Genomic DNA, 21828 nt, shown 5'->3' on the forward strand with positions numbered 1-21828 from the left:
TCCTTATTGCTCGCTGCTGTGGCCGGTAAAGTCACTTAATGTGGCGCTGGGTTTCTCCGCCCAATAGCCGTAGCGTTCATTCGAATCGCCCATAGGGTGGGCTTGCATGACCTGCCACACCAGCCCTGCAGAGTAAGCTTTACTTGACACTATGGTGAAGTCGGTACGGCTATTGTCCTTTGGGACACTGGGCCAGGCCCCCATATACCAAAGGTAAATCAGTTGTCGGCAGGCCATAGTGAAGTCAGCGCCGTTGCGCTCGCTGAGCATGGCCTCACCAATTTTTTGATCTGACAAGGGCGGTTGAACGCTTTTTAGGTCGCTGTAAGTGGCGAGAATTTTGCTGCTTAAGCCGTTACTTTGCTCATCAACCTTTTCTTGCCACAGCGGCAGGTACTCAGATTTGATATCAATAGGGTCGATTTGCGGCGCGAGTTTGCTCTCGGCAAAGCCTGTTAAAACGGCACTCAAGCCGATGAAATCATCCATTTTACTCATTACTTTTCTCCTTTGGCTTGTGCACGTTGTAGTAGGTAGGTGAAATCAGCAAAGCGGCCATTGGTCATAGCGGCATTGTTGTGACAGCCAATACAGCTTGATGACGTTTGTTTAACCTCGCCTTGTATGTAAGTCTCCAAGGTGGTATTGGCAAGAAAACTGGGGGCTGGGACGCCGGTTGGATCCGTTTTACTTTTAGCGTCTGTGGGCCACTGAGTGCTTACTAGTTCGTAGTTCACCCAAACGCTTTCGGCAAAGGCGTGCTTGAGTTGGGCATGATATTTCTGGTTCAGCTTGTTGGTCGCCTCGTCAATTGCAATTACGCGTTCAACCTGCGAGGGTTGCGTATGGGGTGTGCTTGGGTCCCACGGGCGTGGTGGCGGAGTATTCACCGCAGTGCAATCATCGCAGTTGGGCCGGTAATAGTTGTAGCTCTGCTTAGTTGCCGGTTGGCCTTGCGTGGGTGCATTATTAATATGCTCGAAGGTAGACCAAATCCATTGTGGGTTGCCTGCTACTTTTGTGGCGATATGAAAACCAACTAAACCAACCCGCTGCAATTGGCACGCAGCTTGGACTCCCTGGTTTTCGTCGGGATTGTTATACACATAGGCATCTACGGTATAAAAACGGCTGCGATCATCGCCTGGGCCCATCACTTTCCAAGCGGCTTTTATCATAATTGCGCCGTCTTTATCCTTACTGTTATCGGTAGACGGAAAGTCAGCGTCGCCTTTGAATTTATGTTGCCCTTGCTGGTTATAGAGTTCGTTATCAACGATGTAATCGAACATCTTTTTATTGGTGAGAATTTCAAAGCGCGTGTACTGGCCATTTTGGTCTATCAGGGGCCCGGTTTGAAACGGCTCACCGCTTTCATCAAGCACATTCGGAGTTTTCCCCACTTGCGACAGCACTAACGCATTATTAGGTGCATCGCACTGAGTTGGCGGCGGGTTGTGCTCTTTCCAGCCGGGCGGTTTGGCGCCGCCAGCTAAAAATATATCGCGACTTTCCTTATAGTGCTGCCATACCACAGCGTTGCCTTGTTGGCCTATGGTTTTGCTGGTATCCGGCAGACCGTCCGCATTTGCAGGCCAATTCAGAGCAATAAAGGACTGCCAAGAAAATACATCAAAGTCATGCTGTAAAGACTGCAATGTGACTGGCTCGGTGACGCTGATGTCTTTGGGTAGATGGGGGGTTAACTGTTGTGTGGGCGCTGTTTGCGCATGGCCGTTAGCAAACGTACTGAGTGCGCCAACAGTGGCAACAGCAATGAGGGGTAGCCTCATATTCAGCTCCTTGAATCAATAGGGTAATGACGGTTAACACGCACTCAGTGCCTGTTAGGTGTACTAACCAATGTAGATTCAAACGCTGGGACTTCACATTACAGTGGGTTACACCGCTAACTGATAGTGGACAACGGGCCAGTCCCCCAGTGGATCATGGTGCACATACTGGCGCTGAAAGCGCATACCTAGGCGCTTCATGACGGCGATGGAACCAAGATTTTCGGCCATCGCGATGGCGCTGAAGTAACGTATTTCTGGTTGCTGTTCAGCAAGACCATGAAGCACCGCATGAGCCGCTTCAGTGGCATAACCTTGGCCCCATGCTGAGTGTTTAAAGCGCCAACCGAGCTCAATATCGTGCCATTTTGGTGCGTCACTGAAAAAATCAAAAGGGCGCACGAGTATCCAGCCGAGATAGGCATCATCTGCGATACGGTTCACTTGCCAAATGCCCCAGCCCTTTGCAGGATTAAGGTAGGCGCGAAGGCGAGGTACAAACACTTCGTTGATGCTTGCTCTGGAGGTGGGTGTTCCACCATTAATATAGCGCATCACCTCGGGGTCTTGGTCTAGTTCGTACAATAGCTCGGCGTCGCTAAGATCCATAAGGCGAAAGCGTAATCGCGCGCTATTGGTTAGGTTAACCATGTTCTTGCATCCTTAATTCGCTTACAATAAGCGGCTATCGTCGACCTGAGGTGTGTGGTGACTAATTCTGTATTAAAACTTCGTGCGCAGCAAATTGCTGATGCTAAACGCGAATACAAAGCCCGAGGCAGTAAGCTCAGCCGTTGTGAACACTGCTTGTTAGCGCAGTCATTATGTATTTGTGCCGGGGTTAAAACGGTGCCTTGTGATGTTGCCGTGTGTTTGCTGATGTATCACAATGAGAGTTTTAAACCCTCTAATACCGGTCGGCTCATTGCCGATATCGTGCCGCAGAACTTTGCTTTTCGCTGGGATAGAACCGATCCAGACCCTGCATTATTAGCGCTATTAGAAGATAGTCGTTATCAGCCGTGGGTGGTGTTCCCGGAGCAAGGCGTTGAACCACAACGAGTCTGTACTGAGGTACAGCCTATTGAGGGCAAAACGCCTTTGTTTATTTTCCTTGACGGCACTTGGCGTGAGGCGAAAAAAATGATGCGTAAATCGCCTTATTTAGATGGTTTTCCGGTGCTATCCATTGCCCCAGAGCAGGTGTCGGACTATCGCTTACGTATTGCCCCACATGAGCATCAGTTAGGGACTGCTGAAGTGGCTATTATGGTTTTAGAGTTAGCTGAACAGCACCAAGCTGCAAGCAAGCTCGCCGAGCATTTTATTGACTTTCGCAACGCTTATCTTAAAGGTAAACGTTCTAAGCTTTAGCCCCCACAGATATTCATTTAATAGCCTGATTTTGCTAGACTCGGTGTTCCTTTTTTAATCCACTAGGGATGCCAAGCTGCGCATGAATGCACGTCTATGTTTGCTGGCCTGTGCCGTGGCTCAAAGTTTGAGTCTCAGTGCACACGCTGATGAAAGTGATATTGAAAAGATCATTGTAACGGGTGACTTTAAAAGCGAATCAATCCAAGAGCTTAGCGCTAGCGCAAGCTTGTTCTCCGAGGCCGATATTGCCTCCCGCGAAGCCAAATATTTAGATGAGCTACTTAACCAAGCTGCCAATGTGAATTTTACTGCCGGCGCGTCGCGCGGTAAGTTTGTGCAAATTCGTGGTATCGGCTTGCGTTCGCAGTTTGTTGACCCTGTTAATCCATCGGTCGGAGTGGTGATTGATGGTATTAATTATTCCGGCCTTGGCGGCGCCGCAATGCTGTTTGATGTTGACCAAGTAGAGATTTATCGAGGCCCACAAGGCACGCGTTTTGGCGCCGATGCGCTCGCGGGGATGATCCACATGGAAAGCGCTGAGCCAACCTTGGAGCCTAGTGTTAAGGTGAAGCTCGGTGCGGGTAACTACAATGCGTGGGATGCTGGTATTGCTGCAGGCACCGGGTTTGGTGAAAAAAGCAGTGTGCGCGCGAGCTTCTATCAAAATAAGTCAGACGGCTATGTTGATAACCAATACCTTGATAGCAACAGTCAAAATATTGATGAACAAGTCGCCCGCATAAAGCTGCACTCGCAAATTACAGAGCATTGGCGTACGGAACTCGTTGCTCATTATATGGATATTGATAACGGCTATGATGCGTTCACCTTAGATAATTCCCGTATCAGTGTGGCCGATGAGCCCGGTAAAGATACTCAAGAGAGTGTAGCTGTGGGGCTGAGCAACATCTACAGTGGCTTTAACTTTGCCGATGTGCAATTTAACTTAACCGGTTTAGACGCTGACCTTTTGTATAGTTACGATGAAGATTGGGTGTGTAATGACCCCGAGCAGCCAGCGTTGTGTTTAGAGGGCTTGCATCCCTACGCTTACAGCTCCACTGACAGTTATCAACGTGACCGTCAAGATTACACTGCAGAGCTACAACTTAGCGGTAAAGCGGGGAATTGGGTCACTGGGCTATATTACCAATCTCGCGATGTTGACTTATTGCGCCAGTACACCTGGAATGCCGGTGATTTCACATCGACCTATGACAGTGAAAATATTGCCTTATATGGGCAAATAGAAACGCCTATCAGCGACAAAACGCGGTTGGTCACGGGACTTCGCGTAGAGCGCAATGAGGGCCAATACAGTGACTCCGCTGCGGTCGTCGAGAATGTGGACGACACCATGGTCGGTGCAAAAGTGGCACTTGAGTATCAAGTAGTGCCGAGAACGATGATTTATACCAGTATCAGCCGAGGCTACAAAGCCGGTGGTATCAATGCCGAAGCCATCGCCAAGGCCAATGATGAAGGGTTAAGCCAAGATGCTGATTTTTTCTTAAACCATCGCACTTTCGACCCAGAGTACTTATGGAATGCTGAGTTCGGCGTGAAGGGCAGCTCAGCCGATAAGCGCCTTAATTTGCGCATCACCGCGTTTTATATGTATCGCGATAATATCCAGCTAAAGGCCTGGAAAACCGAAGACCAGCAGTTCGCAGGCTACTTTGATAACGGCAACAGCGGCGAAAACTACGGCCTTGAAATTGAAGGCGAGTATGCTGTTTCTAAGCGCTTAACCTTAACGGGCAGTGTCGGTGCACTGGACAGTGAAATCGATGGTTTTGTTACCGCTGAGGGCGTTGATCAAAGTGACCGCGATCAAGCGCAAGCGCCCCATTATCAGTATGCATTGAACGCCCGTTTTGACATCACCGACGCGCTATTCGTGAACTTAGGGGTAGAAGGCAAAGACGAATACTATTTCTCAAATAGCCATAATTCGAAGTCGCCGAGCTACAACCTTGTTAATGCCAGTGTTGGCTACCAAGCCGAATATTGGGGAGTGAACTTCTGGGTGCGCAATGCCCTAGATAAAGACTACTACAATCGCGGCTTTAAATTCGGCAATAACCCAGTGAATGGTTACATCGCGCAAACTTACGTGCAATATGCCGAGCCAAGAGTTGCAGGCGTCAGCTTTAACTACGGTTTTTAGAGAGCAATAAAAAACGCGAGCCTAAGCTCGCGTTTTTTCTATTATGCTTGATAGTTCAAGCGCCGGTCACGACATTACTTCAGTAATGACTCTGTTAATACCGGGCGAATCTCTTTTACAATTGCTTTAGCGAGTTTTGGTGAACCGCAGATCACATTACCGCTTTTCTCGTGGTTAGCACCGCCAGCAAAATCCATCACCAAACCACCGGCTTCTTTTACCAATAGTTGACCGGCAGCGGTATCCCAAGGCTTCAAACCAATCTCAAAGAAGCCATCAACACGGCCTGCCGCCACATAGGCCATATCTAACGCGGCAGAGCCCGCGCGACGAATATCGGCAGTGTATACAAATAGCGATTTAAACGCTTCCATGTATGCATCCATGTGATGCTTTTGCTTAAATGGGAAGCCTGTGGCTAGCACTGTGCCAGAAAGCTCTTTAGCGTTACTAACACGAATACGCTTGCTGTTAAGTTGCGCGCCTTGACCTCGACTTGCAGTGAAAAGCTCACCACGGATAGGATCATAGACAACGGCCTGTTCGATACGGCCTTTTACCTTTAAGGCAATAGAGACGCAGAAGTGCGGGATATCTTTAATGAAGTTAGTGGTGCCATCGAGGGGATCGATCACCCAAAGGTAGTCAGCATCAGTGCCATTATGTTGGCCTAACTCTTCCCCTATAATACTGTGGTTAGGGTAAGATTTTAAGATGGTTTCGCGAATAACGGCTTCCGCCTCTTTATCAACGCTGGTTACAAAGTCATTGCTGCCTTTTTGGCTGGCTTCTACTTTTGATAAATCTTCACAGGCGCGCAAAATCACCTTGCTTGCGTTTCGCGCAGCGCGAATCGCAATGTTTAACATCGGATGCATAGCATTACCTTTGGGTTGTAAAAGAACAATATTTCGAGCCGGCGTATTCTAGCGGTTTTTCAACTAAAGTAAATACGCGAGTAAAAATAACCTGATGATTTTTTGTGCAGTGCTGTTTTGCTTATAAAAATTTTTCAGCGGCTCTCTATCTAGGGTTATGATAAACTACGGCGTATTGTAATTTACTAAAGAATAAACACCGTACTATGGCACTTGAGAACATTCGCATCGTTTTGGTTAACACCTCGCATTCAGGTAATATTGGCTCGGCGGCTCGAGCAATGAAAACCATGGGTTTTAGTAACCTTTATCTTGTTGACCCAGCCTGTGAAATTGATAGTCATGCCAGCGCACTCGCAGCTGGAGCTACGGATGTTTTAGGGCAGGCTCAGGTGGTCGATACGCTAGAGCAAGCACTTGAAGGCTGTGTATTGGCCATAGGCACTAGCGCCCGTTCTCGCACTTTGAGCTGGCCGATGGTCGACCCTCGTCAATGCGGTGAAAAACTTGTTAAAGAGGGCGAGAGCAGCCCTGTGGCATTGGTTTTTGGTCGTGAAAACAGCGGCTTAACCAACGAAGAGTTGCAGCTATGTAATTTCCATGTCTGTATTCCTGCGAACCCAGATTACAGCTCATTGAACCTAGCCATGGCGGTACAAACTCTGTGTTATGAGACGCGCATGCAGTTTTTAGATACTCAAGAGCAAGCGGTCGAACAAGACGACAACGAGTACCCCACCAACGAACAAATGCAGCGCTTCTATGAACACTTGCAAAGTACCTTTAGCAACACCGGATTTATCATCAAACAGCACCCTGGCCAGGTGATGACAAAACTAAAACGTTTGTTTAACCGTGCCCGCCCAGAGCAACAAGAGCTCAATATTCTGCGCGGTATGCTGACTTCCGTAGATAAACAGCAAAACAACCAAGACTGATACTCAGAAACGTCACTAGAGCGCCACTGTAAAGGGGCGCTCGTGATCCCTCTATACACTGCAGGTTAATACTTGACTATTTTACTCAGGTAATTACAATGACAGTCAATACCCGAGTATTTTACTCAAGTACTTCCAGTAAATACTTGACTCTAATACTCAGGTAATTAAAATTCACACTCTTGAAGAGTATGGGGGCGATATGAAGTTAACATCCAAAGGCAGATATGCGGTTACCGCGATGCTCGATGTTGCGCTGCACACCGATGCAGGGCCCGTTCCCCTTGCCGATATTTCACAGCGGCAGGAAATCTCATTATCTTATCTTGAACAATTATTCGCTCGCCTACGTAAGCAAGGGTTAGTGACCTCAGTGCGCGGTCCAGGCGGCGGTTATTTACTAGGTAAAGAAGCCGGTGCTATTTCGGTCGGCGATGTTATCAGTGCGGTTAATGAGTCGGTGGATGCCACTCGTTGTCATGGCGCTGATGGTGGGTGTCAAAGCGGCATGCGCTGTTTGACCCACACTTTGTGGTCTGACTTAAGTCAGCGCATAGAAGAGTTTTTACATGGTATTAGTTTATCTGAGTTAGTCAGCAAATCTGACATTAAAGAAGTGGCCGATCGCCAAGATAAACAGCTTAATGATGCCATTAGCAAGTTAGAAAATATTCAAGTCAGCTGTCAACTGTAAGCAACTAGGTTGCCGTAAGCGGAGAAAGTAATGAAGTTACCGATTTATTTAGATTATGCAGCAACAACGCCGGTGGACCCGCGCGTTGCCGAAGAAATGATGCAATGCCTGACAATGGAAGGTAATTTTGGTAACCCCGCATCGCGTTCACACCGCTTCGGTTGGCAAGCGGAAGAAGCGGTCGATCAGGCGCGTCACGACATTGCCGATTTAATCAACGCCGATGCCCGTGAAATTGTATTTACTTCAGGTGCGACTGAATCGAATAACCTAGCTATTAAAGGCGCCGCTAACTTTTATAAGAAAAAAGGTAAGCACGTGATTACCGTGCGTACCGAGCACAAAGCGGTGATCGATACCTGTCGTGAGCTTGAGCGTCAGGGCTTTGAAGTGACTTATATGGACGTTGAAGAAAACGGCCTACTTGATTTGAAAAAGCTGGAAGCAGCAATGCGTGACGACACCATTTTGGTGAGCGTGATGCACGTAAATAACGAACTTGGTGTCATTCAAGATATCGCCACCATCGGTGAGATGTGTCGCGAACGTAAAATTATGTTCCATGTCGACGCCGCTCAAAGCGCCGGTAAGGTGAAAATTGACTTACAAGAGTTGAAAGTCGACTTCATGTCATTTTCTGGCCACAAAGTATATGGCCCCAAAGGCATTGGTGCATTGTATGTGCGCCGTAAGCCACGTGCGCGTTTAGAAGCGCAAATGCACGGTGGTGGTCATGAGCGTGGTATGCGCTCGGGCACGCTGGCAACGCATCAAATCGTTGGCATGGGCGCGGCATTCCGCTATGCCAAACAGGACTTTGATAAAGACCATGCACACATCAGTGCCCTGCGTCAGCGTTTAATTGACGGCATTATGAATGACATGGACGAAGTGTATTTTAACGGTGCACCGGAGCAATCGGTTCCTGGTATTACCAACATTAGCTTCAACTTTGTTGAGGGTGAGTCGCTGTTAATGGCAGTGAAAGACATTGCCGTATCTTCTGGCTCAGCCTGTACATCAGCAAGCTTGGAGCCGTCTTACGTGCTGCGTGCACTAGGTCGTAACGATGAGCTAGCACACAGCTCGATTCGCTTCAGTATTGGTCGTTTCACCACTGAAGAGGAAATCGATTACACCGTAAAACTTATTAAAGAGTCCATTGGCCGCTTGCGTGAAATGTCTCCATTGTGGGAGATGCACCAAGAAGGGATTGATTTAGAATCGGTTGAATGGGCACATCATTAAGCCTTGGCGAATGACAAGGTAGCGAGGTAAAAGTTATGGCATACAGTGATAAAGTAATTGATCATGTTGAAAACCCACGTAACGTGGGCGTTCTAGACAAAAACGATCCCAGCGTTGCAACTGGTATGGTCGGCGCACCTGCGTGTGGCGACGTTATGAAGTTGCAAATCAAGGTATCTGATACAGGTGTCATCGAAGACGCTAAGTTCAAAACCTATGGCTGTGGTAGTGCAATCGCATCATCATCGCTGGTCACCGAATGGGTGAAAGGCAAAACTTTAGATGAAGCGGCGACTATCAAAAATACCGACATCAGTGCAGAGCTAGAGTTACCACCAGTGAAAATTCACTGTTCAATCCTAGCGGAAGATGCAATCCAAGCAGCAATCAAAGATTACAAGAGCAAGCAAGACAAATAAGGCGGCAGTATATGGCAATCACCTTAACAGACTCAGCAGCAGACCGAGTTAAATCCTTCCTCGCAAACCGTGGCAAGGGCATAGGTTTGCGCGTGGGGATTAAAACCACCGGCTGTTCGGGGCTTGCCTATGTGCTAGAGTTTGTCGACGAGCTCAGCGAAGGAGATCAAACCTTCGAAGACAAGGGCGTAACCCTGATCATTGATGCAAAAAGCCTGGTGTATATTGATGGCACTGAACTGGACTTCACCAAAGAAGGGTTGAATGAAGGGTTTAAGTTTAATAACCCGAACCAAAGTGGTGAATGTGGCTGCGGCGAGAGCTTCACTGTTTAATAACCAGCAGTGAGTACGCCGAAGCGGTGTGCATCGCACGTTTTTAAGCCCTACCCAATGTAGGGCTTTTCATTATAGGGTTTAACCAATGCGTTATTTTGAACTATTTTCTATTCCAGTCAGCTTTACGGTTGATTTAACCTTAATTAATGAGCGCTATTTAGAATTGCAACGTGCTGCTCACCCAGACAGACACAGTGGTGGCAGTGAGCGAGATAAGCTCGTCGCCGTGCAAAAAACAGCGGAAATCAATGATGCGTTGCAAACGCTTAAGCACCCAGTAAAGCGCGCAGAGTATATGCTGGCTGAGCTTGGGGTGGACCTACGCGGCGAACAGCAGACGCTGCAAGACCCTGAATTTTTGATGCAGCAAATGGAGCTCCGTGAAGAGCTTGAAGAATTGCAATCAGCCAGCGATCCGGATGCGGCCATCGCTGAGTTTGAAAAGCATATTGCTGCCTTAGATAAGCAATACAGCAATGAACTCGCGACGCTGTTAGCGAGCGACGATTCAGCACAATGGCACAAGGCTGCAGATGACGTGCGCAAACTGAAGTTTGTCTACAAGTTACGAGACGAACTAGAACGCATTGAAGATGAGTTATTTGACTAGCGCATTAAACGAAAAGGTTTTTTAGATTACATGGCATTATTGCAAATCGCTGAGCCGGGGCAAAGCGCGGCACCACATGAACATAAACTCGCTGTGGGAATTGATTTAGGCACCACCAACTCGCTTGTTGCTACGGTGCAAAGCGGCGAGGCAAAAACCTTAGCTAATGAGCAAGGTGAGGCCATTTTACCCTCTGTTGTGCGTTATTTAGAGCAAGACGTGGTCGTCGGCACTGACGCGCAGCAGCACGCTGCAGATGACCCTCATAATACGCTGATCTCGGTTAAGCGCTTTTTAGGTAAGACCCAAGCGGAAATCGAAGCCAGTTACGGCCAGCTGCCGTATCAGTTCACTGATACCAATAACAGCCTGCATATTCACACTCGTCAAGGCGATGTTAGCCCAGTACAAGCTTCCAGTGAGATTCTCAAAGCATTGCGTAACCGCGCCGAGCAAAGCTTCGGCGGTGAGGGCATCACCGGGGCGGTGATCACCGTGCCTGCCTATTTTGATGATGCCCAGCGCCAAAGCACCAAAGATGCGGCTCAATTAGCAGGGCTAAAAGTGTTGCGCTTACTAAATGAACCAACCGCAGCAGCGGTGGCATACGGTTTAGATTCGGGCCAAGAAGGGGTGATTGCCGTTTATGATCTCGGTGGCGGTACCTTCGATATCTCTATTTTGCGCTTAAACAAAGGCGTGTTTGAAGTGCTGGCAACCGGTGGCGACTCCGCTTTGGGCGGCGATGACTTTGATTCTTTGCTGGTGGATTACTTTAAGCAGCAGACCGGCGTTACGCAATTAACGGCCAATACCTTACGGTTATTTATCAATAAAGCCAAAGCCTGTAAGGAAGCACTGACAAGCTATGGCAAAGTGAATGTGGTATTGGAATTTGATGGTCAATCTCATACCGTTACCGTGACCCGTGAACAGTTTGCCGAGCTGGCACAGCCGCTGGTTAAGAAAACCTTACGCAGCTGTCGCCGGGCGTTAAAAGATGCCCAAATCAGCAACGAAGAAGTGCTCGAAGTGGTGATGGTCGGTGGCTCGACTCGAATGCCGGTAGTGCGTGAGCAAGTGGCCGAGTTTTTTGCCAAACAGCCATTAACCAGCATTGACCCAGATCGTGTTGTTGCCGTCGGCGCTGCGATTCAAGCCGATATTTTAGTCGGTAATAAGCCTGACTCTGATATGTTATTGCTTGATGTGTTGCCGCTGTCTTTAGGATTAGAAACCATGGGTGGCTTGGTGGAGAAAATCATTCCCCGCAATACCACAATTCCGGTTGCACGGGCGCAAGAGTTCACCACGTTCAAAGATGGGCAAACAGCCATGTCGTTACATGTTTTGCAGGGCGAGCGAGAGCTGGTTGACGATTGTCGTTCTCTGGCGAAATTTAGCTTAAAAGGAATCCCGCCCATGGCCGCTGGTGCAGCGCACATTCGGGTTACCTTTAATGTTGATGCTGATGGCTTACTCAGTGTGACGGCGATGGAAAAATCCACCGGTGTGCAAGCAGAGATTCAGGTCAAACCTTCTTATGGTCTATCTGATGATCAGGTTGCCGAGATGCTTACATCGTCAATGAGCAACGCGAAAGAGGACATGCAAGCGCGTATGCTTAAAGAGCAGCAAGTAGAGGCGCTACGGGTTGTTGAGGCACTAGAAGCTTCATTGGCAACCGACAGTCACTTGCTTGATGAGCAAGAGTTGAATGCGCTGCGAGCAGCCATGGCGGAGCTCACGGAAATTAGCAGTCAGGCCGATGAGCCACAGCAAATTAAACAAGCAATTGAGAAAGTTGATGCGGCCAGCAGCGAGTTCGCTGCGCGCCGTATGGATGCATCCATTAAAAAGGCTCTTACGGGCCAGTCAGTAGACGAGGTATAAGCAATGCCACAGATTATCTTTTTACCCCATGATGAATTGTGCCCCGATGGCGCGGCTTTAGAGGCAAAAGAGGGCGAAACAGTCCTTGATGTGGCACTGAAAAATGGCATCAGTATTCCCCATGCTTGCGAAAAATCTTGTGCCTGCACTACCTGTCACGTGGTGATCCGCGAAGGGTTTGATTCTTTAGAAGAAAGTGATGAACTTGAAGATGACATGCTTGATAAAGCCTGGGGACTTGAGGCCGAATCACGCCTTGGGTGCCAAGCCAAAATTCATGACGAAGACTTAGTGGTTGAAATTCCCAAATACAACCTCAACATCGTTAATGAAGAGCATTAATTTGGTTCGAACTTAATTTATGCAAAAAGCCGCTGTAATTTATCTTCAGCGGCTTTTTTGTTTTGGAGGCGCGTTATGGATTCAGCTTGGATATTTCAACACTCATTTATTGATGGGCAATGGCTAAAAGGAGAGGGGGAGTTTGCCGTAACTAACCCCGCCGATGGGAGCGAGATAGTGCGTGCCTCAAGGGTGAGCCCTTCTCAGGTAGAGCAGGCAATAACGAGTGCACAACGTGCTTTTAAAGATCTCAAAACAACCACTGCTGAGCAGCGCAGCGAAGTACTCTACCGTTGGTATGAGTTGATTATGAAGCATCAACACAGCCTTGCTGAGCTGATGACGCTGGAGCAGGGTAAGCCGTTAGCCGAATCGCAAGGTGAGGTCGCGTATGGTGCCGGGTTCGTAAAATGGTTTGCTGAGCAAGCCAAACGTAGCTATGGTGAAATTATTCCAGCTAGCAAGCCTGAACATCGCATTAGTGTTATTAAGCAAGGCGTTGGTGTGGTTGCTGGCATTACCCCGTGGAACTTTCCCATTGCCATGATCACTCGTAAGGTTGCACCTGCTTATGCGGCGGGCTGTAGCTTTGTGCTTAAGCCCTCAGAACACACACCACTGTGCGCGTTAGCTCTGGCTCACTTGGCGCATCAAGCGGGGTTCCCTCGGGGCGCCTTTAATGTTCTGCTTAGTGATGATGCTAAAGCGGTTGGGGAGCAACTTACGGCCAGCGAAACGGTGCGTAAATTCACCTTTACTGGCTCAACCCAGGTCGGCAGCCAGCTGCTAAAACAATGCGCGAATACCATTAAGCGCACCTCTATGGAGCTGGGGGGCAACGCGCCTTTATTGGTGTTCGCCAGTGCCGACTTAGATAAGGCGGCTGATGGCATCATTGCCAGTAAGTTTCGCAATGCTGGGCAGACCTGCGTGTGCGTTAATCGTGTTTTAGCTGACGAACGCATTGCCGACAAGTTACTTGCCAAGTTACAGCAGCGAGTGGCCAAATTAAAGGTGGGGCCAGGCACCGAAGAGGGTGTTGATATTGGCCCGCTTATTTACCCACAAGCCAAAACTAAAGTGAATGAGCTTATCGACTCGGCGCTGCAAGAAGGCGCGACCTTAGTGGGTGAGCGCCAAAGTCTTGAAGGAAATTTTGTGGCGCCAGTGTTATTGAGTAATGTTACCAGTGAGATGCGTATCAGTCGTGAGGAAATCTTTGGCCCAGTGCTCACGGTTGCCACTTTTAAAGACGAGCAACAGGCACTACAGCAGGCTAATGACACCCCCTATGGCTTAGCGGCGTATTTTTACAGTCAAGATATAGCCCAGATACACCGGGTCGCAGAGACGCTTGAATATGGCATGGTAGGTATCAATGAAGGACTCATTTCTAATCCTGTAGCACCCTTTGGCGGGGTGAAACAGTCTGGTCTTGGCCGTGAAGGGGGGCACCAAGGGTTAGAAGAGTACCTCGAAGAGAAGTATTTGTGTCTCAACCTTGATTAACAGCTTAAGTGGGGGCGCGTGCAAACGCGCCTCATCTGGATTCCCTCCCAACTATTTGCTCAACTCCCTCAGTTATCTGTACACTCTACCTTTTGTCGTAGTAATTGGACGAATATGAGTGCAGCAACGCTAAGTTTAGTTATTCTTGCTGGCGGCTTAGGGAGTCGTTTTGGTGGCGCCAAGCAGGTGGCGGTATTGCCGGGTTTGCAAAAGACTATAATGCAATTGAGTATTGAAGACGCTTATAGGGCGGGGGTGCGCCATGTAGTATTGGTCATTAACCAACAAGTACGGGCGACGCTGTGCGAGCATATATTACCGCAATTACCAAAGGACATGAGTGTTGACTTGGTCGAGCAACATATCAGTGATGTACCAGCGGCTTATGCTCACTTAGTACATGAGCGCAATAAGCCTTGGGGAACTGGCCATGCTTTGCTATGTGCGAGAGACAAGGTGAGGGATAAAGCCATCGTGATCACCGCCGATGACTATTATGGTGAGCACGCCTATCAGCAAGTGGTGGCACACTTTGAGCAGAGTGAGCACTGGGCCTGTGTTGCTTACCCGGTGGTGAGTACCTGTAGTGAGCAGGGCGGCGTGAATCGGGGGATCTGTCAGCTTAACAGCCATAATCAACTTCAACGTGTTGATGAAGTGCTTAATATTCAAAACGTTGATGACGAACTTGTCGGCTATAATGATAAGGATGAAAGGTTACAAATTGATTCAGGAGCGCTCGCGTCAATGACCTTTTGGGGTGTAGGGCGAGCATTATTTGATGTGTTAGCGGATAATTTCGAGCACTTTTTGGCGCGCACTGACAACGGTGTCAAAAAAGAGTATTATCTTCCCGATCAAATACAATATTGCATTGACCATCATTTGGCGACCGTTGATGTTTACCCTGCCACACAGCCCTGGCTCGGCATGACTTATAAAGATGAACTCGCTGTAATCGCAAAAAAAATAAAACAGCTCAAGGGATTAAGCAATGAGCGAAGCGGCACTCAAGATTGAACCTATGAATACAGACTCTCATGCGCAGTTATTGGCGCACCAGTTCGGCTTTGAGCCGACCCAGCTTAGTTTAAATCCCATTGGTAATGGTCACATTAATACCACCATGTTATTGAAACATGCTCACGGCGCGGTCGTGGTACAACGCCTCAATACCGATGTGTTTCCTAAGCCTGATAAGCTGGTCGCGAATGCCCGTAAAATCGAACAGCACTTGCTTAAAAAGCATCGTAAACAACAATATCAGCTTGATATTATTAAACATGTAGCCACTACAGATCAGCGCTACCTACTCGATATCAACGGTGAGAAATGGCGTGCATTGGAGTTTATCGGTGGTAGTTACAGCGAGGAAGTGGTGCGCTCACCAAGCCAAGCGAGGGTCGCGGCTAATGCGTTCGGTCAATTTGCAGCAGCGCTTGAGGATTTCGACGCCGAGCAGCTTTATCCGGTGATTAAGGACTTTCATAACTTAGCAATGCGCTTGGACATGCTCGAGCAAGCGGTGCAAGCGGATAGCCAAGGGCGTGTAGCAAAGGTGGATGAGCAATTAGCCTTTTGCCAACAGCAAACCCATCTTGTGCACCAATTGGCAGAACTTGTGACCTGTGTTCCAGTGCGTCCATGTCATAACGACACCAAGATAAATAACATGCTCTTTAGCAACAAAACCGATCAGGCCAAGGCGGTCATTGACCTTGATACCTGTATGCCAGGTTATTGGTTATTTGATTTCGGTGATATGGTCCGTACCTTTTGCTCGCCTGAACCCGAAGACAGTACCGAGCTTAGTAACGTGCGAGTGCGTAAAAATATATTTGCCGCTATTGTTGAAGGTTATATTGAGCCATTAAAAGGGCTGATCACGGTACAGGAAAAGCGCAGTTTTTGGCTCGGTGCGCAAGTGATGCCATTTATGATTGGTGTACGCTTTTTAACTGATTATATTAATGGCGATAAGTACTTTGCCACTAAGTACCCCGAGCATAATTTGGACAGAGCAAACAATCAGTTTGCCTTGTATCGCGATCTCATCAATAACACCGACACTCTGAAAACACTGATCGATCACGCTTAGCTTTTTGCTGTCGTCGCGTTATCTCAGCTGACGACAGCTCCAACCAGCCCGTTATTCATCCTGTTCCTTTTGCCTAGCCAACCGCTTTGCGATAGCGTGCTAGTGACGCATTTACCAAGGAATAGATTATGAAGCAGTTTAATCGACGCGATTTCATTAAGGCCGCAGGCGCGGTTGCCGCTGGGGCGGCAACCGCCTCTTTGGCTGGCTGTGCCAGTTCACAACGAGCAGTGACGCCTGCACGCCAAGGCAGCTCAGTGATCGGTTTGGTGGCACCTAAAATGGAGGTTGTTCGGGTCGGCTTTATCGGCGTTGGTCAACGAGGCTACGGCCATGTAAAGCGCATGAGTGCCATTGCAGGCACCGAAATCAAAGCCATCTGCGATACCCACCAAGAAGTGCTGGAGCGCAGCGTCCAGTTCGTTGTTAATAACGGTCAACCTAAGCCCACTGCCTACGGCGATAGTGACTATGCTTATCGCGATATGCTCGCACGCGATGACATTGATATTGTTATTATTTCTACGCCCTGGCAATGGCATGCGCCGATGGCTATCGATACCATGACAAGCGGCAAGCACGCGTTTGTTGAAGTGCCACTGGCGTTGACTGTAGAAGAAATGTGGGAGCTGGTGGATACCGCTGAGCGCACGCAAATGAACTGTATGATGATGGAAAACGTCAATTACGGTCGCGATGAGCTTATGGTGTTAAATATGGTGCGCCAAGGCGTATTTGGTGAGTTACTCCATGGTGAAGCTGCGTACATTCATGAGCTGCGTTGGCAAATGAAAGAGATCACCCATAAGACCGGCTCTTGGCGTACTGCATGGCACACCAAACGTAATGGTAACTTGTATCCAACACATGGTTTAGGTCCGGTGTCGCAATACATGAATATCAATCGTGGCGATCGTTTTGATTACCTCACCTCTATGAGTTCCCCAGCATTAGGACGTGCTGCGTATGCACAGCGCGAATTTCCCCCCGAACACTCGCGTAATCAAATGGAATTCATAGCTGGCGATATGAATACCACGCTGATAAAAACCGTTAAAGGGCGCAGTATTATGGTCCAGCACGATACCACCACTCCTCGCCCTTATAGTCGTCATAATCTTATCCAAGGAACCAACGGCGTGTTTGCCGGCTTCCCTAATCGCATCGCTCTGGAGCAAGGGGGCGACAAAAGCTTCCATGAGTGGGAGTACGACATGCAGCCATGGTATGACAAATACGATCATCCCTTATGGCAAAAAATGGGTGCGCAAGCAGAGCATAATGGTGGCCATGGTGGTATGGATTTCTTGATGTTTTGGCGCATGATCTACTGTCTGCGCAATGGTGAACCATTGGATCAAGATGTATACGATGGCGCCGCGTGGTCAGTGATCTCTCCCTTATCTGCGCAGTCGGTGGCTAATCGCAGTGAGTCCTTGAGTATTCCTGACTTTACTCGTGGTGCCTGGGAAAGTGCCACACCATTGGGGATTGTTGGCGCTTAACCCCTCTTTAACTTCGATAGCTTGATACTGAACCTGTTGGGGTGAGTCTATCGAGCAATGGCTGTTTTTGGTTGCGGTGATAAGCAAGCTGATACAACAAAAGTGTCCGATTGCGGACGCATACGTGTCCACAGACGGACAGCTTAGCTACGAATAAAATGCGTGTTAAATATTTAAGTCATTGATAATTAAGTATTTAAATTTTTGGCACGGACCTTGATATTCCTACAGTAAGCGTATCAAAAGATGCTTTAATTAAACTGAAAAAGGAATACAACTATGAAATTCGCACGTATCGCACTTATCACTACTGTAATGACATTGAGCTTTTCTACTCAAGCAGCCAGTCTAGCCGAAGAGGTGGAATTAGCCGTTAAACAAGCGGCTGAGCAAGCACTTGAAAATTTTGTACAAGCGCAACGTGAAGCACTGCGAGCGAGTGTCTCTAATTTGCTAGAGCAAGCACTTGATGATGATGTGAATACCGCAGAGCAAGGCAATACATCTGCGCCTCGGTCGTAATTTATGTGTTGCCGTAGTGGGCAGTTTGTTCGGTTAATCGTACATACTTATCGGCAAGCTGCTCCACACTCTCTTGATGTGCAGGGTCTGGTTTTATGCAATCAATAGGGCATACTTGCACGCAGGTTGGTTGATCATAGTGACCAACACACTCAGTGCATTTACTCGCCTCGATTTGATAGATTTCTTCGCCCATAAAAATAGCGCCATTAGGGCACTCGGGCTCACACATATCGCAGTTAATACACTTATCGTTGATTAATAAAGCCATCACGACTCCCCTTGTTTCAGCGCGGACGCGATAGTACAAAAAACGTGGTTCAAGCACAGCCTTTTAGTTATCGTTTTACTACTTTGCTTGATCTAAAACAAAGTGCGATAGCAGCGCATAATCCCTCCTTTTTGCACTTTTTTGGTGCGCTTACTCTTCGCTTATTTACTAACCTTATGAAAAGGCCGCCTTTTACAATTTGGCCTAAGTCCTGCAGATTACCTTCATAGTTACAATCGAACCTTGTGTGAGCACGGCATGGATATTGAAAAATTTATATCAGCGCAACAGTTGCAGTCGAGTTATAAATTGCAAATTCAGCACCACTTCATGCCGCTGGCGCAGCAGTTAGCAAATAGTAAGCAACCTCGACAGGCGTTGTTTATCACCATAAATGGTGCGCAAGGGTCGGGTAAAAGCACCTTAGCAGCGTTCTTGGCGCAAGCATTACAACAGCGCTTTGCTTTGCATACCTGCGCGTGCTCTATAGATGATTTCTACTTTCCAAGAGCGGTACGTGAACAGTTAGCACAGTCAGTGCACCCGCTGTTTGCCACCCGAGGTGTGCCGGGCACCCATGATATTGCACTGCTCAATAAAGTGATCGCACAAGTTCAAGACGGAGCTCGTGGTATCCGAGTGCCGCGATTCAATAAAGCCACCGATGACCGCGAGCCGTTAGTGAATTGGCCTTGCTTTGAGCGCCCCATCGATGTGTTTATTCTTGAAGGCTGGTGTGTTGGTGCGCAGCCACAAAGCCCGTGTGAGCTTAACGTCGCGGTTAATAGTCTAGAGCAGAACCAAGATCCAGATGGCCGCTGGCGGCGTTGTGTGAATTCCCGTTTGGCCAATGAGTATCAAGCGGTTTTCAACGCCGCTGATATTCGCATCATGTTGAAAGCGCCCAGCTTTGATGCTGTGCAAGCGTGGCGTTGGCAGCAAGAGCAGCATCTTATTGCCCGCCATGGAGCCAGTGAGCACACTCTCGACGAGCAAGGAGTCAAATCCTTTATTAGCTATTTTGAGCGCTTAACCCGCCATTGTTTAGCTCACTTACCCGCGCACTGTGATGTAGTTTATCACCTTGATAACACACGACACATTTACCAATGCGATAATAAACTAGCCACTCAGGGGTCGGCATTTCCGGTGGTCTTTACCGATTTGGATGGCACTTTATTAGATCATCATAGCTATCAGTGTGATGAGGCGAAGCCCTTACTCAATGCTTTGAATCAGGCGCAGGTGCCAGTGATCGTTAATTCCAGTAAAACAGCGGCGGAAATCCGTGCGCTGTGCCAGGCTTTACACCTTGACTTGCCCTTTATTTGCGAAAATGGCGCCGCTCTGTATGTGCCCAAAGGGCACTTTATTACACCACCTAAAGCTGCTCAGCAGTGCGATAACTACTGGATCATGCCCTTTGCCCCGCCTTTAGAGACCTTACAACAGTGCATTTCTGCTTTGGCAGAACAATTCGGTGACAGCTTTCGTTCTTTTAGTCAACTATCGTCTAAGCGCTTAAGTGCCTTAACTGGCCTCACTGGCGAGGCATTAACACAAGCGCAAACGCGCCATTACAGCGATCCGCTTTACTGGCAAGGTAGTGACGAGGTGTTACACCAATTCACGCTGGCGGCGCAGAAATTAGGATGTGAAGTGTTGCGCGGTGGGCGCTTTGTGCACCTGAGTCTGGGAGTGAACAAGGGCAAAGCGCTGCACTATGTGATGCAGATGCTGGCGCCGCAATATAGTTGCCCACTGCACAGCATCGCCCTGGGCGACAGCCATAATGATGTGGCAATGCTAGAGGCGGCAGACACTGCGATAGTTATTGCGAACAGCGAAAACACAGCCCCGATTTTAAAAAAACGCAGCGCGTTATTCAGTGTTCATGCCGGGCCGCGAGGTTGGCAGGAAACGCTCAGTAGTTTAGCGCTGATCAAAGAGCAACTAGCAGCAGATGAGGTGCGTAACCATGGCTGATTTTCATCAAAATGGCATTGTCACAACACTCCACAATATTTCTCAGCGTTCGGTCGCTGAACTTGAAGGGGAGTTGGTGCAATTTGCCCAAGAACGGCCCATGGGTCTTATTCTGCCATCGCTTTTTTCCGAACTCGAAGGCCCCGCGTTAGGAAACATAGTGAATCACCTGCAGCAAGTGCCTTATCTCGATGAAATCATCATAGGCCTGGACCGAGCAGACGAGCAACAGTACCGTCATGCGCTGACATTCTTCGACAAATTGCCGCAAAAACACCGGGTACTATGGAATGATGGCCCGCGTTTACGTGCCTTGGATAGTGAGCTACAGGCCCTTGGTGTGGCCCCTAAGGAGTTAGGGAAGGGGCGTAATGTATGGTATTGCATGGGCTATACCCTTGCTGCATCAAAAGTTGAATCTATCGCTTTACATGATTGCGACATTCTCACCTATGACCGTGCACTGCTGGCTCGGCTTATCTACCCTGTGGCCCACCCACGCTTTAACTATGAGTTCTGTAAGGGCTTTTATGCCCGTACTGCGGCAGGAAAAATCAATGGCCGAGTCTCGCGTTTATTGGTGACGCCACTGCTGCGCTCATTCAAAACGGTATTAGGTAGTACCGATTACCTCGAGTACATGGACTCATTTCGCTACCCCTTAGCGGGGGAGTTTTCGTTTCGCCGCGATGTGCTCAATGATATTCGTATCCCCAGTGATTGGGGCTTAGAGATTGGCGTGCTTTCGGAGATGTACCGTAACTACGCTCATAACCGTTTATGCCAAGTCGATATTGCCCAAACCTATGACCACAAACACCAAGATCTTTCCTTGGAAGATAGAAACGCTGGGCTATCAAAAATGTCGGTGGATATTACCAAAGCGCTATTTCGCAAGCTTGCCACCCAAGGGGAAACCTTTACCACCGAAACCATTCGCTCACTGAAAGCAACTTACTACCGCATTGCCTTGGATTTTGTCGAAACCTATCATAATGATGCGCTTATGAATGGTTTAAGCCTCGATATTCACCAAGAAGAAAAGGCGGTGGAAATGTTCGCGCAAAATATTGTGCATGCCGGGCAACATTTTTTAGAGCACCCGATGGAAGCGCCTTTCGTGCCCAGCTGGAACCGCGTAGTGTCGGCAATGCCTGACGTGTTTGCCCGATTACGTGAAGCGGTTGAGCTTGATAATCAGCAGTTCAGCGCACACATACGCAAGGCGGGGTAG

General features: G+C 48.4%; 22 protein-coding genes. 17 read left to right on the forward strand and 5 right to left on the reverse strand.

All coding sequences use genetic code 11. The annotated features are described in order from the left end of the window. Positions 1 to 3 precede the first annotated feature (3 nt). The 3 genes from MHM89_RS08460 to MHM89_RS08470 all read right to left on the reverse strand — a co-directional run bounded on the left by MHM89_RS08460 (position 4) and on the right by MHM89_RS08470 (position 2444). Positions 4 to 498 (reverse strand): hypothetical protein, encoded by a 495-nt coding sequence (locus MHM89_RS08460; RefSeq protein ID WP_239408593.1) that lies wholly within the window; start codon positions 496 to 498, stop codon positions 4 to 6. Next, a complete protein-coding gene (locus MHM89_RS08465) occupies positions 498 to 1793 on the reverse strand; it encodes a hypothetical protein (protein WP_239408594.1) in 1296 nt (431 codons plus the stop codon). The genes MHM89_RS08460 and MHM89_RS08465 overlap by 1 nt, the downstream gene beginning before the upstream one ends. A gap of 108 nt (positions 1794 to 1901) precedes the next feature. Continuing rightward, positions 1902 to 2444 carry a GNAT family N-acetyltransferase gene (locus MHM89_RS08470; RefSeq protein ID WP_239408595.1) on the reverse strand — a complete coding sequence of 181 codons (543 nt, stop codon included), beginning with the start codon at positions 2442 to 2444 and terminating at the stop codon, positions 1902 to 1904. 57 nt (positions 2445 to 2501) lie between these two features. On the opposite strand from MHM89_RS08470, the gene MHM89_RS08475 reads away from it, so the two are divergent. Next, on the forward strand, positions 2502 to 3167 hold the full coding sequence (locus tag MHM89_RS08475) for a tRNA-uridine aminocarboxypropyltransferase (protein WP_343224223.1): 666 nt from the start codon (positions 2502 to 2504) through the stop codon (positions 3165 to 3167). Positions 3168 to 3249: 82 nt separating this feature from the next. Then, complete coding sequence (locus MHM89_RS08480) at positions 3250 to 5343, forward strand: TonB-dependent receptor (RefSeq protein ID WP_152440245.1); 2094 nt, start codon at positions 3250 to 3252, stop codon at positions 5341 to 5343. Positions 5344 to 5417: 74 nt separating this feature from the next. On the opposite strand, the gene suhB is transcribed toward MHM89_RS08480, so the two are convergent. After that, positions 5418 to 6221: an inositol-1-monophosphatase gene (suhB, locus tag MHM89_RS08485; RefSeq protein WP_022945497.1), complete on the reverse strand. Its 804-nt coding sequence runs from the start codon at positions 6219 to 6221 to the stop codon at positions 5418 to 5420. Between the two features lie 206 nt (positions 6222 to 6427). Here suhB and trmJ point away from each other — a divergent pair, with 206 nt between their 5' ends. The 13 genes from trmJ (at position 6428) to MHM89_RS08550 (ending at position 18337) form a co-directional block, all read left to right on the forward strand. Further along, a complete protein-coding gene (gene trmJ / locus MHM89_RS08490; RefSeq protein ID WP_022945496.1) occupies positions 6428 to 7159 on the forward strand; it encodes a tRNA (cytosine(32)/uridine(32)-2'-O)-methyltransferase TrmJ in 732 nt (243 codons plus the stop codon). A gap of 202 nt (positions 7160 to 7361) precedes the next feature. After that, positions 7362 to 7853: a Fe-S cluster assembly transcriptional regulator IscR gene (gene iscR / locus MHM89_RS08495; protein WP_022945495.1), complete on the forward strand. Its 492-nt coding sequence runs from the start codon at positions 7362 to 7364 to the stop codon at positions 7851 to 7853. 30 nt (positions 7854 to 7883) lie between these two features. Next, the gene (locus MHM89_RS08500) at positions 7884 to 9101 is read left to right on the forward strand and encodes an IscS subfamily cysteine desulfurase (protein ID WP_045980587.1); all 1218 of its coding nucleotides are present in this window, start codon (positions 7884 to 7886) and stop codon (positions 9099 to 9101) included. A gap of 35 nt (positions 9102 to 9136) precedes the next feature. Then, the gene (gene iscU / locus MHM89_RS08505) at positions 9137 to 9520 is read left to right on the forward strand and encodes a Fe-S cluster assembly scaffold IscU (protein ID WP_022943774.1); all 384 of its coding nucleotides are present in this window, start codon (positions 9137 to 9139) and stop codon (positions 9518 to 9520) included. A gap of 11 nt (positions 9521 to 9531) precedes the next feature. Continuing rightward, positions 9532 to 9855, forward strand: a complete 324-nt coding sequence (gene iscA, locus MHM89_RS08510) for an iron-sulfur cluster assembly protein IscA (protein ID WP_022943775.1) — start codon at positions 9532 to 9534, stop codon at positions 9853 to 9855. A gap of 88 nt (positions 9856 to 9943) precedes the next feature. Next, positions 9944 to 10468, forward strand: a complete 525-nt coding sequence (gene hscB, locus MHM89_RS08515; RefSeq protein WP_022943776.1) for a co-chaperone HscB — start codon at positions 9944 to 9946, stop codon at positions 10466 to 10468. A gap of 30 nt (positions 10469 to 10498) precedes the next feature. After that, on the forward strand, positions 10499 to 12361 hold the full coding sequence (gene hscA / locus MHM89_RS08520; protein ID WP_239408597.1) for a Fe-S protein assembly chaperone HscA: 1863 nt from the start codon (positions 10499 to 10501) through the stop codon (positions 12359 to 12361). A 3-nt stretch (positions 12362 to 12364) separates the two neighbouring features. After that, entirely contained in the window at positions 12365 to 12703 is a 339-nt protein-coding gene (gene fdx / locus MHM89_RS08525) for an ISC system 2Fe-2S type ferredoxin (protein ID WP_022943778.1), read from the forward strand. Positions 12704 to 12778: 75 nt separating this feature from the next. Continuing rightward, the gene (locus tag MHM89_RS08530; protein WP_239408598.1) at positions 12779 to 14212 is read left to right on the forward strand and encodes an NAD-dependent succinate-semialdehyde dehydrogenase; all 1434 of its coding nucleotides are present in this window, start codon (positions 12779 to 12781) and stop codon (positions 14210 to 14212) included. A 114-nt stretch (positions 14213 to 14326) separates the two neighbouring features. Further along, positions 14327 to 15232: a sugar phosphate nucleotidyltransferase gene (locus tag MHM89_RS08535; protein WP_239408599.1), complete on the forward strand. Its 906-nt coding sequence runs from the start codon at positions 14327 to 14329 to the stop codon at positions 15230 to 15232. Positions 15233 to 15236: 4 nt separating this feature from the next. After that, entirely contained in the window at positions 15237 to 16310 is a 1074-nt protein-coding gene (locus MHM89_RS08540) for an aminoglycoside phosphotransferase family protein (RefSeq protein WP_239408731.1), read from the forward strand. A gap of 128 nt (positions 16311 to 16438) precedes the next feature. Next, positions 16439 to 17815 (forward strand): Gfo/Idh/MocA family oxidoreductase, encoded by a 1377-nt coding sequence (locus MHM89_RS08545; RefSeq protein ID WP_239408600.1) that lies wholly within the window; start codon positions 16439 to 16441, stop codon positions 17813 to 17815. Positions 17816 to 18094: 279 nt separating this feature from the next. Beyond that, the gene (locus tag MHM89_RS08550; protein WP_138509400.1) at positions 18095 to 18337 is read left to right on the forward strand and encodes a hypothetical protein; all 243 of its coding nucleotides are present in this window, start codon (positions 18095 to 18097) and stop codon (positions 18335 to 18337) included. A 1-nt stretch (position 18338) separates the two neighbouring features. On the opposite strand, the gene MHM89_RS08555 is transcribed toward MHM89_RS08550, so the two are convergent. Next, the gene (locus MHM89_RS08555; protein WP_152440252.1) at positions 18339 to 18608 is read right to left on the reverse strand and encodes a YfhL family 4Fe-4S dicluster ferredoxin; all 270 of its coding nucleotides are present in this window, start codon (positions 18606 to 18608) and stop codon (positions 18339 to 18341) included. A gap of 258 nt (positions 18609 to 18866) precedes the next feature. Between MHM89_RS08555 and MHM89_RS08560 the strand changes: the two genes are divergently transcribed. Beyond that, complete coding sequence (locus tag MHM89_RS08560; RefSeq protein WP_239408601.1) at positions 18867 to 20594, forward strand: HAD-IIB family hydrolase; 1728 nt, start codon at positions 18867 to 18869, stop codon at positions 20592 to 20594. Next, complete coding sequence (locus tag MHM89_RS08565; RefSeq protein ID WP_239408602.1) at positions 20587 to 21828, forward strand: glycosyl transferase; 1242 nt, start codon at positions 20587 to 20589, stop codon at positions 21826 to 21828. Before MHM89_RS08560 ends, MHM89_RS08565 begins: the two co-directional genes overlap by 8 nt.

The organism is Pseudoalteromonas sp. CNC9-20, assembly GCF_022347875.1.
Lineage (GTDB): Bacteria > Pseudomonadota > Gammaproteobacteria > Enterobacterales > Alteromonadaceae > Pseudoalteromonas > Pseudoalteromonas ruthenica.

Excerpts from the sequence above, each read along its gene's own strand:
- suhB (WP_022945497.1), bottom strand. The coding sequence starts at position 6,221 with ATGCATCCGATGTTAAACATTGCGATTCGCGCTGCGCGAAACGCAAGC.
- MHM89_RS08560 (WP_239408601.1), top strand. The coding sequence starts at position 18,867 with ATGGATATTGAAAAATTTATATCAGCGCAACAGTTGCAGTCGAGTTAT.
- MHM89_RS08555 (WP_152440252.1), bottom strand. The coding sequence starts at position 18,608 with ATGGCTTTATTAATCAACGATAAGTGTATTAACTGCGATATGTGTGAG.
- hscA (WP_239408597.1), top strand. The coding sequence starts at position 10,499 with ATGGCATTATTGCAAATCGCTGAGCCGGGGCAAAGCGCGGCACCACAT.
- iscR (WP_022945495.1), top strand. The coding sequence starts at position 7,362 with ATGAAGTTAACATCCAAAGGCAGATATGCGGTTACCGCGATGCTCGAT.
- MHM89_RS08530 (WP_239408598.1), top strand. The coding sequence starts at position 12,779 with ATGGATTCAGCTTGGATATTTCAACACTCATTTATTGATGGGCAATGG.
- MHM89_RS08465 (WP_239408594.1), bottom strand. The coding sequence starts at position 1,793 with ATGAGGCTACCCCTCATTGCTGTTGCCACTGTTGGCGCACTCAGTACG.
- MHM89_RS08480 (WP_152440245.1), top strand. The coding sequence starts at position 3,250 with ATGAATGCACGTCTATGTTTGCTGGCCTGTGCCGTGGCTCAAAGTTTG.
- MHM89_RS08460 (WP_239408593.1), bottom strand. The coding sequence starts at position 498 with ATGAGTAAAATGGATGATTTCATCGGCTTGAGTGCCGTTTTAACAGGC.
- MHM89_RS08550 (WP_138509400.1), top strand. The coding sequence starts at position 18,095 with ATGAAATTCGCACGTATCGCACTTATCACTACTGTAATGACATTGAGC.
- MHM89_RS08540 (WP_239408731.1), top strand. The coding sequence starts at position 15,237 with ATGAATACAGACTCTCATGCGCAGTTATTGGCGCACCAGTTCGGCTTT.
- MHM89_RS08545 (WP_239408600.1), top strand. The coding sequence starts at position 16,439 with ATGAAGCAGTTTAATCGACGCGATTTCATTAAGGCCGCAGGCGCGGTT.
- hscB (WP_022943776.1), top strand. The coding sequence starts at position 9,944 with ATGCGTTATTTTGAACTATTTTCTATTCCAGTCAGCTTTACGGTTGAT.
- MHM89_RS08535 (WP_239408599.1), top strand. The coding sequence starts at position 14,327 with ATGAGTGCAGCAACGCTAAGTTTAGTTATTCTTGCTGGCGGCTTAGGG.
- trmJ (WP_022945496.1), top strand. The coding sequence starts at position 6,428 with ATGGCACTTGAGAACATTCGCATCGTTTTGGTTAACACCTCGCATTCA.
- iscA (WP_022943775.1), top strand. The coding sequence starts at position 9,532 with ATGGCAATCACCTTAACAGACTCAGCAGCAGACCGAGTTAAATCCTTC.
- MHM89_RS08565 (WP_239408602.1), top strand. The coding sequence starts at position 20,587 with ATGGCTGATTTTCATCAAAATGGCATTGTCACAACACTCCACAATATT.
- iscU (WP_022943774.1), top strand. The coding sequence starts at position 9,137 with ATGGCATACAGTGATAAAGTAATTGATCATGTTGAAAACCCACGTAAC.
- MHM89_RS08470 (WP_239408595.1), bottom strand. The coding sequence starts at position 2,444 with ATGGTTAACCTAACCAATAGCGCGCGATTACGCTTTCGCCTTATGGAT.
- MHM89_RS08500 (WP_045980587.1), top strand. The coding sequence starts at position 7,884 with ATGAAGTTACCGATTTATTTAGATTATGCAGCAACAACGCCGGTGGAC.
- fdx (WP_022943778.1), top strand. The coding sequence starts at position 12,365 with ATGCCACAGATTATCTTTTTACCCCATGATGAATTGTGCCCCGATGGC.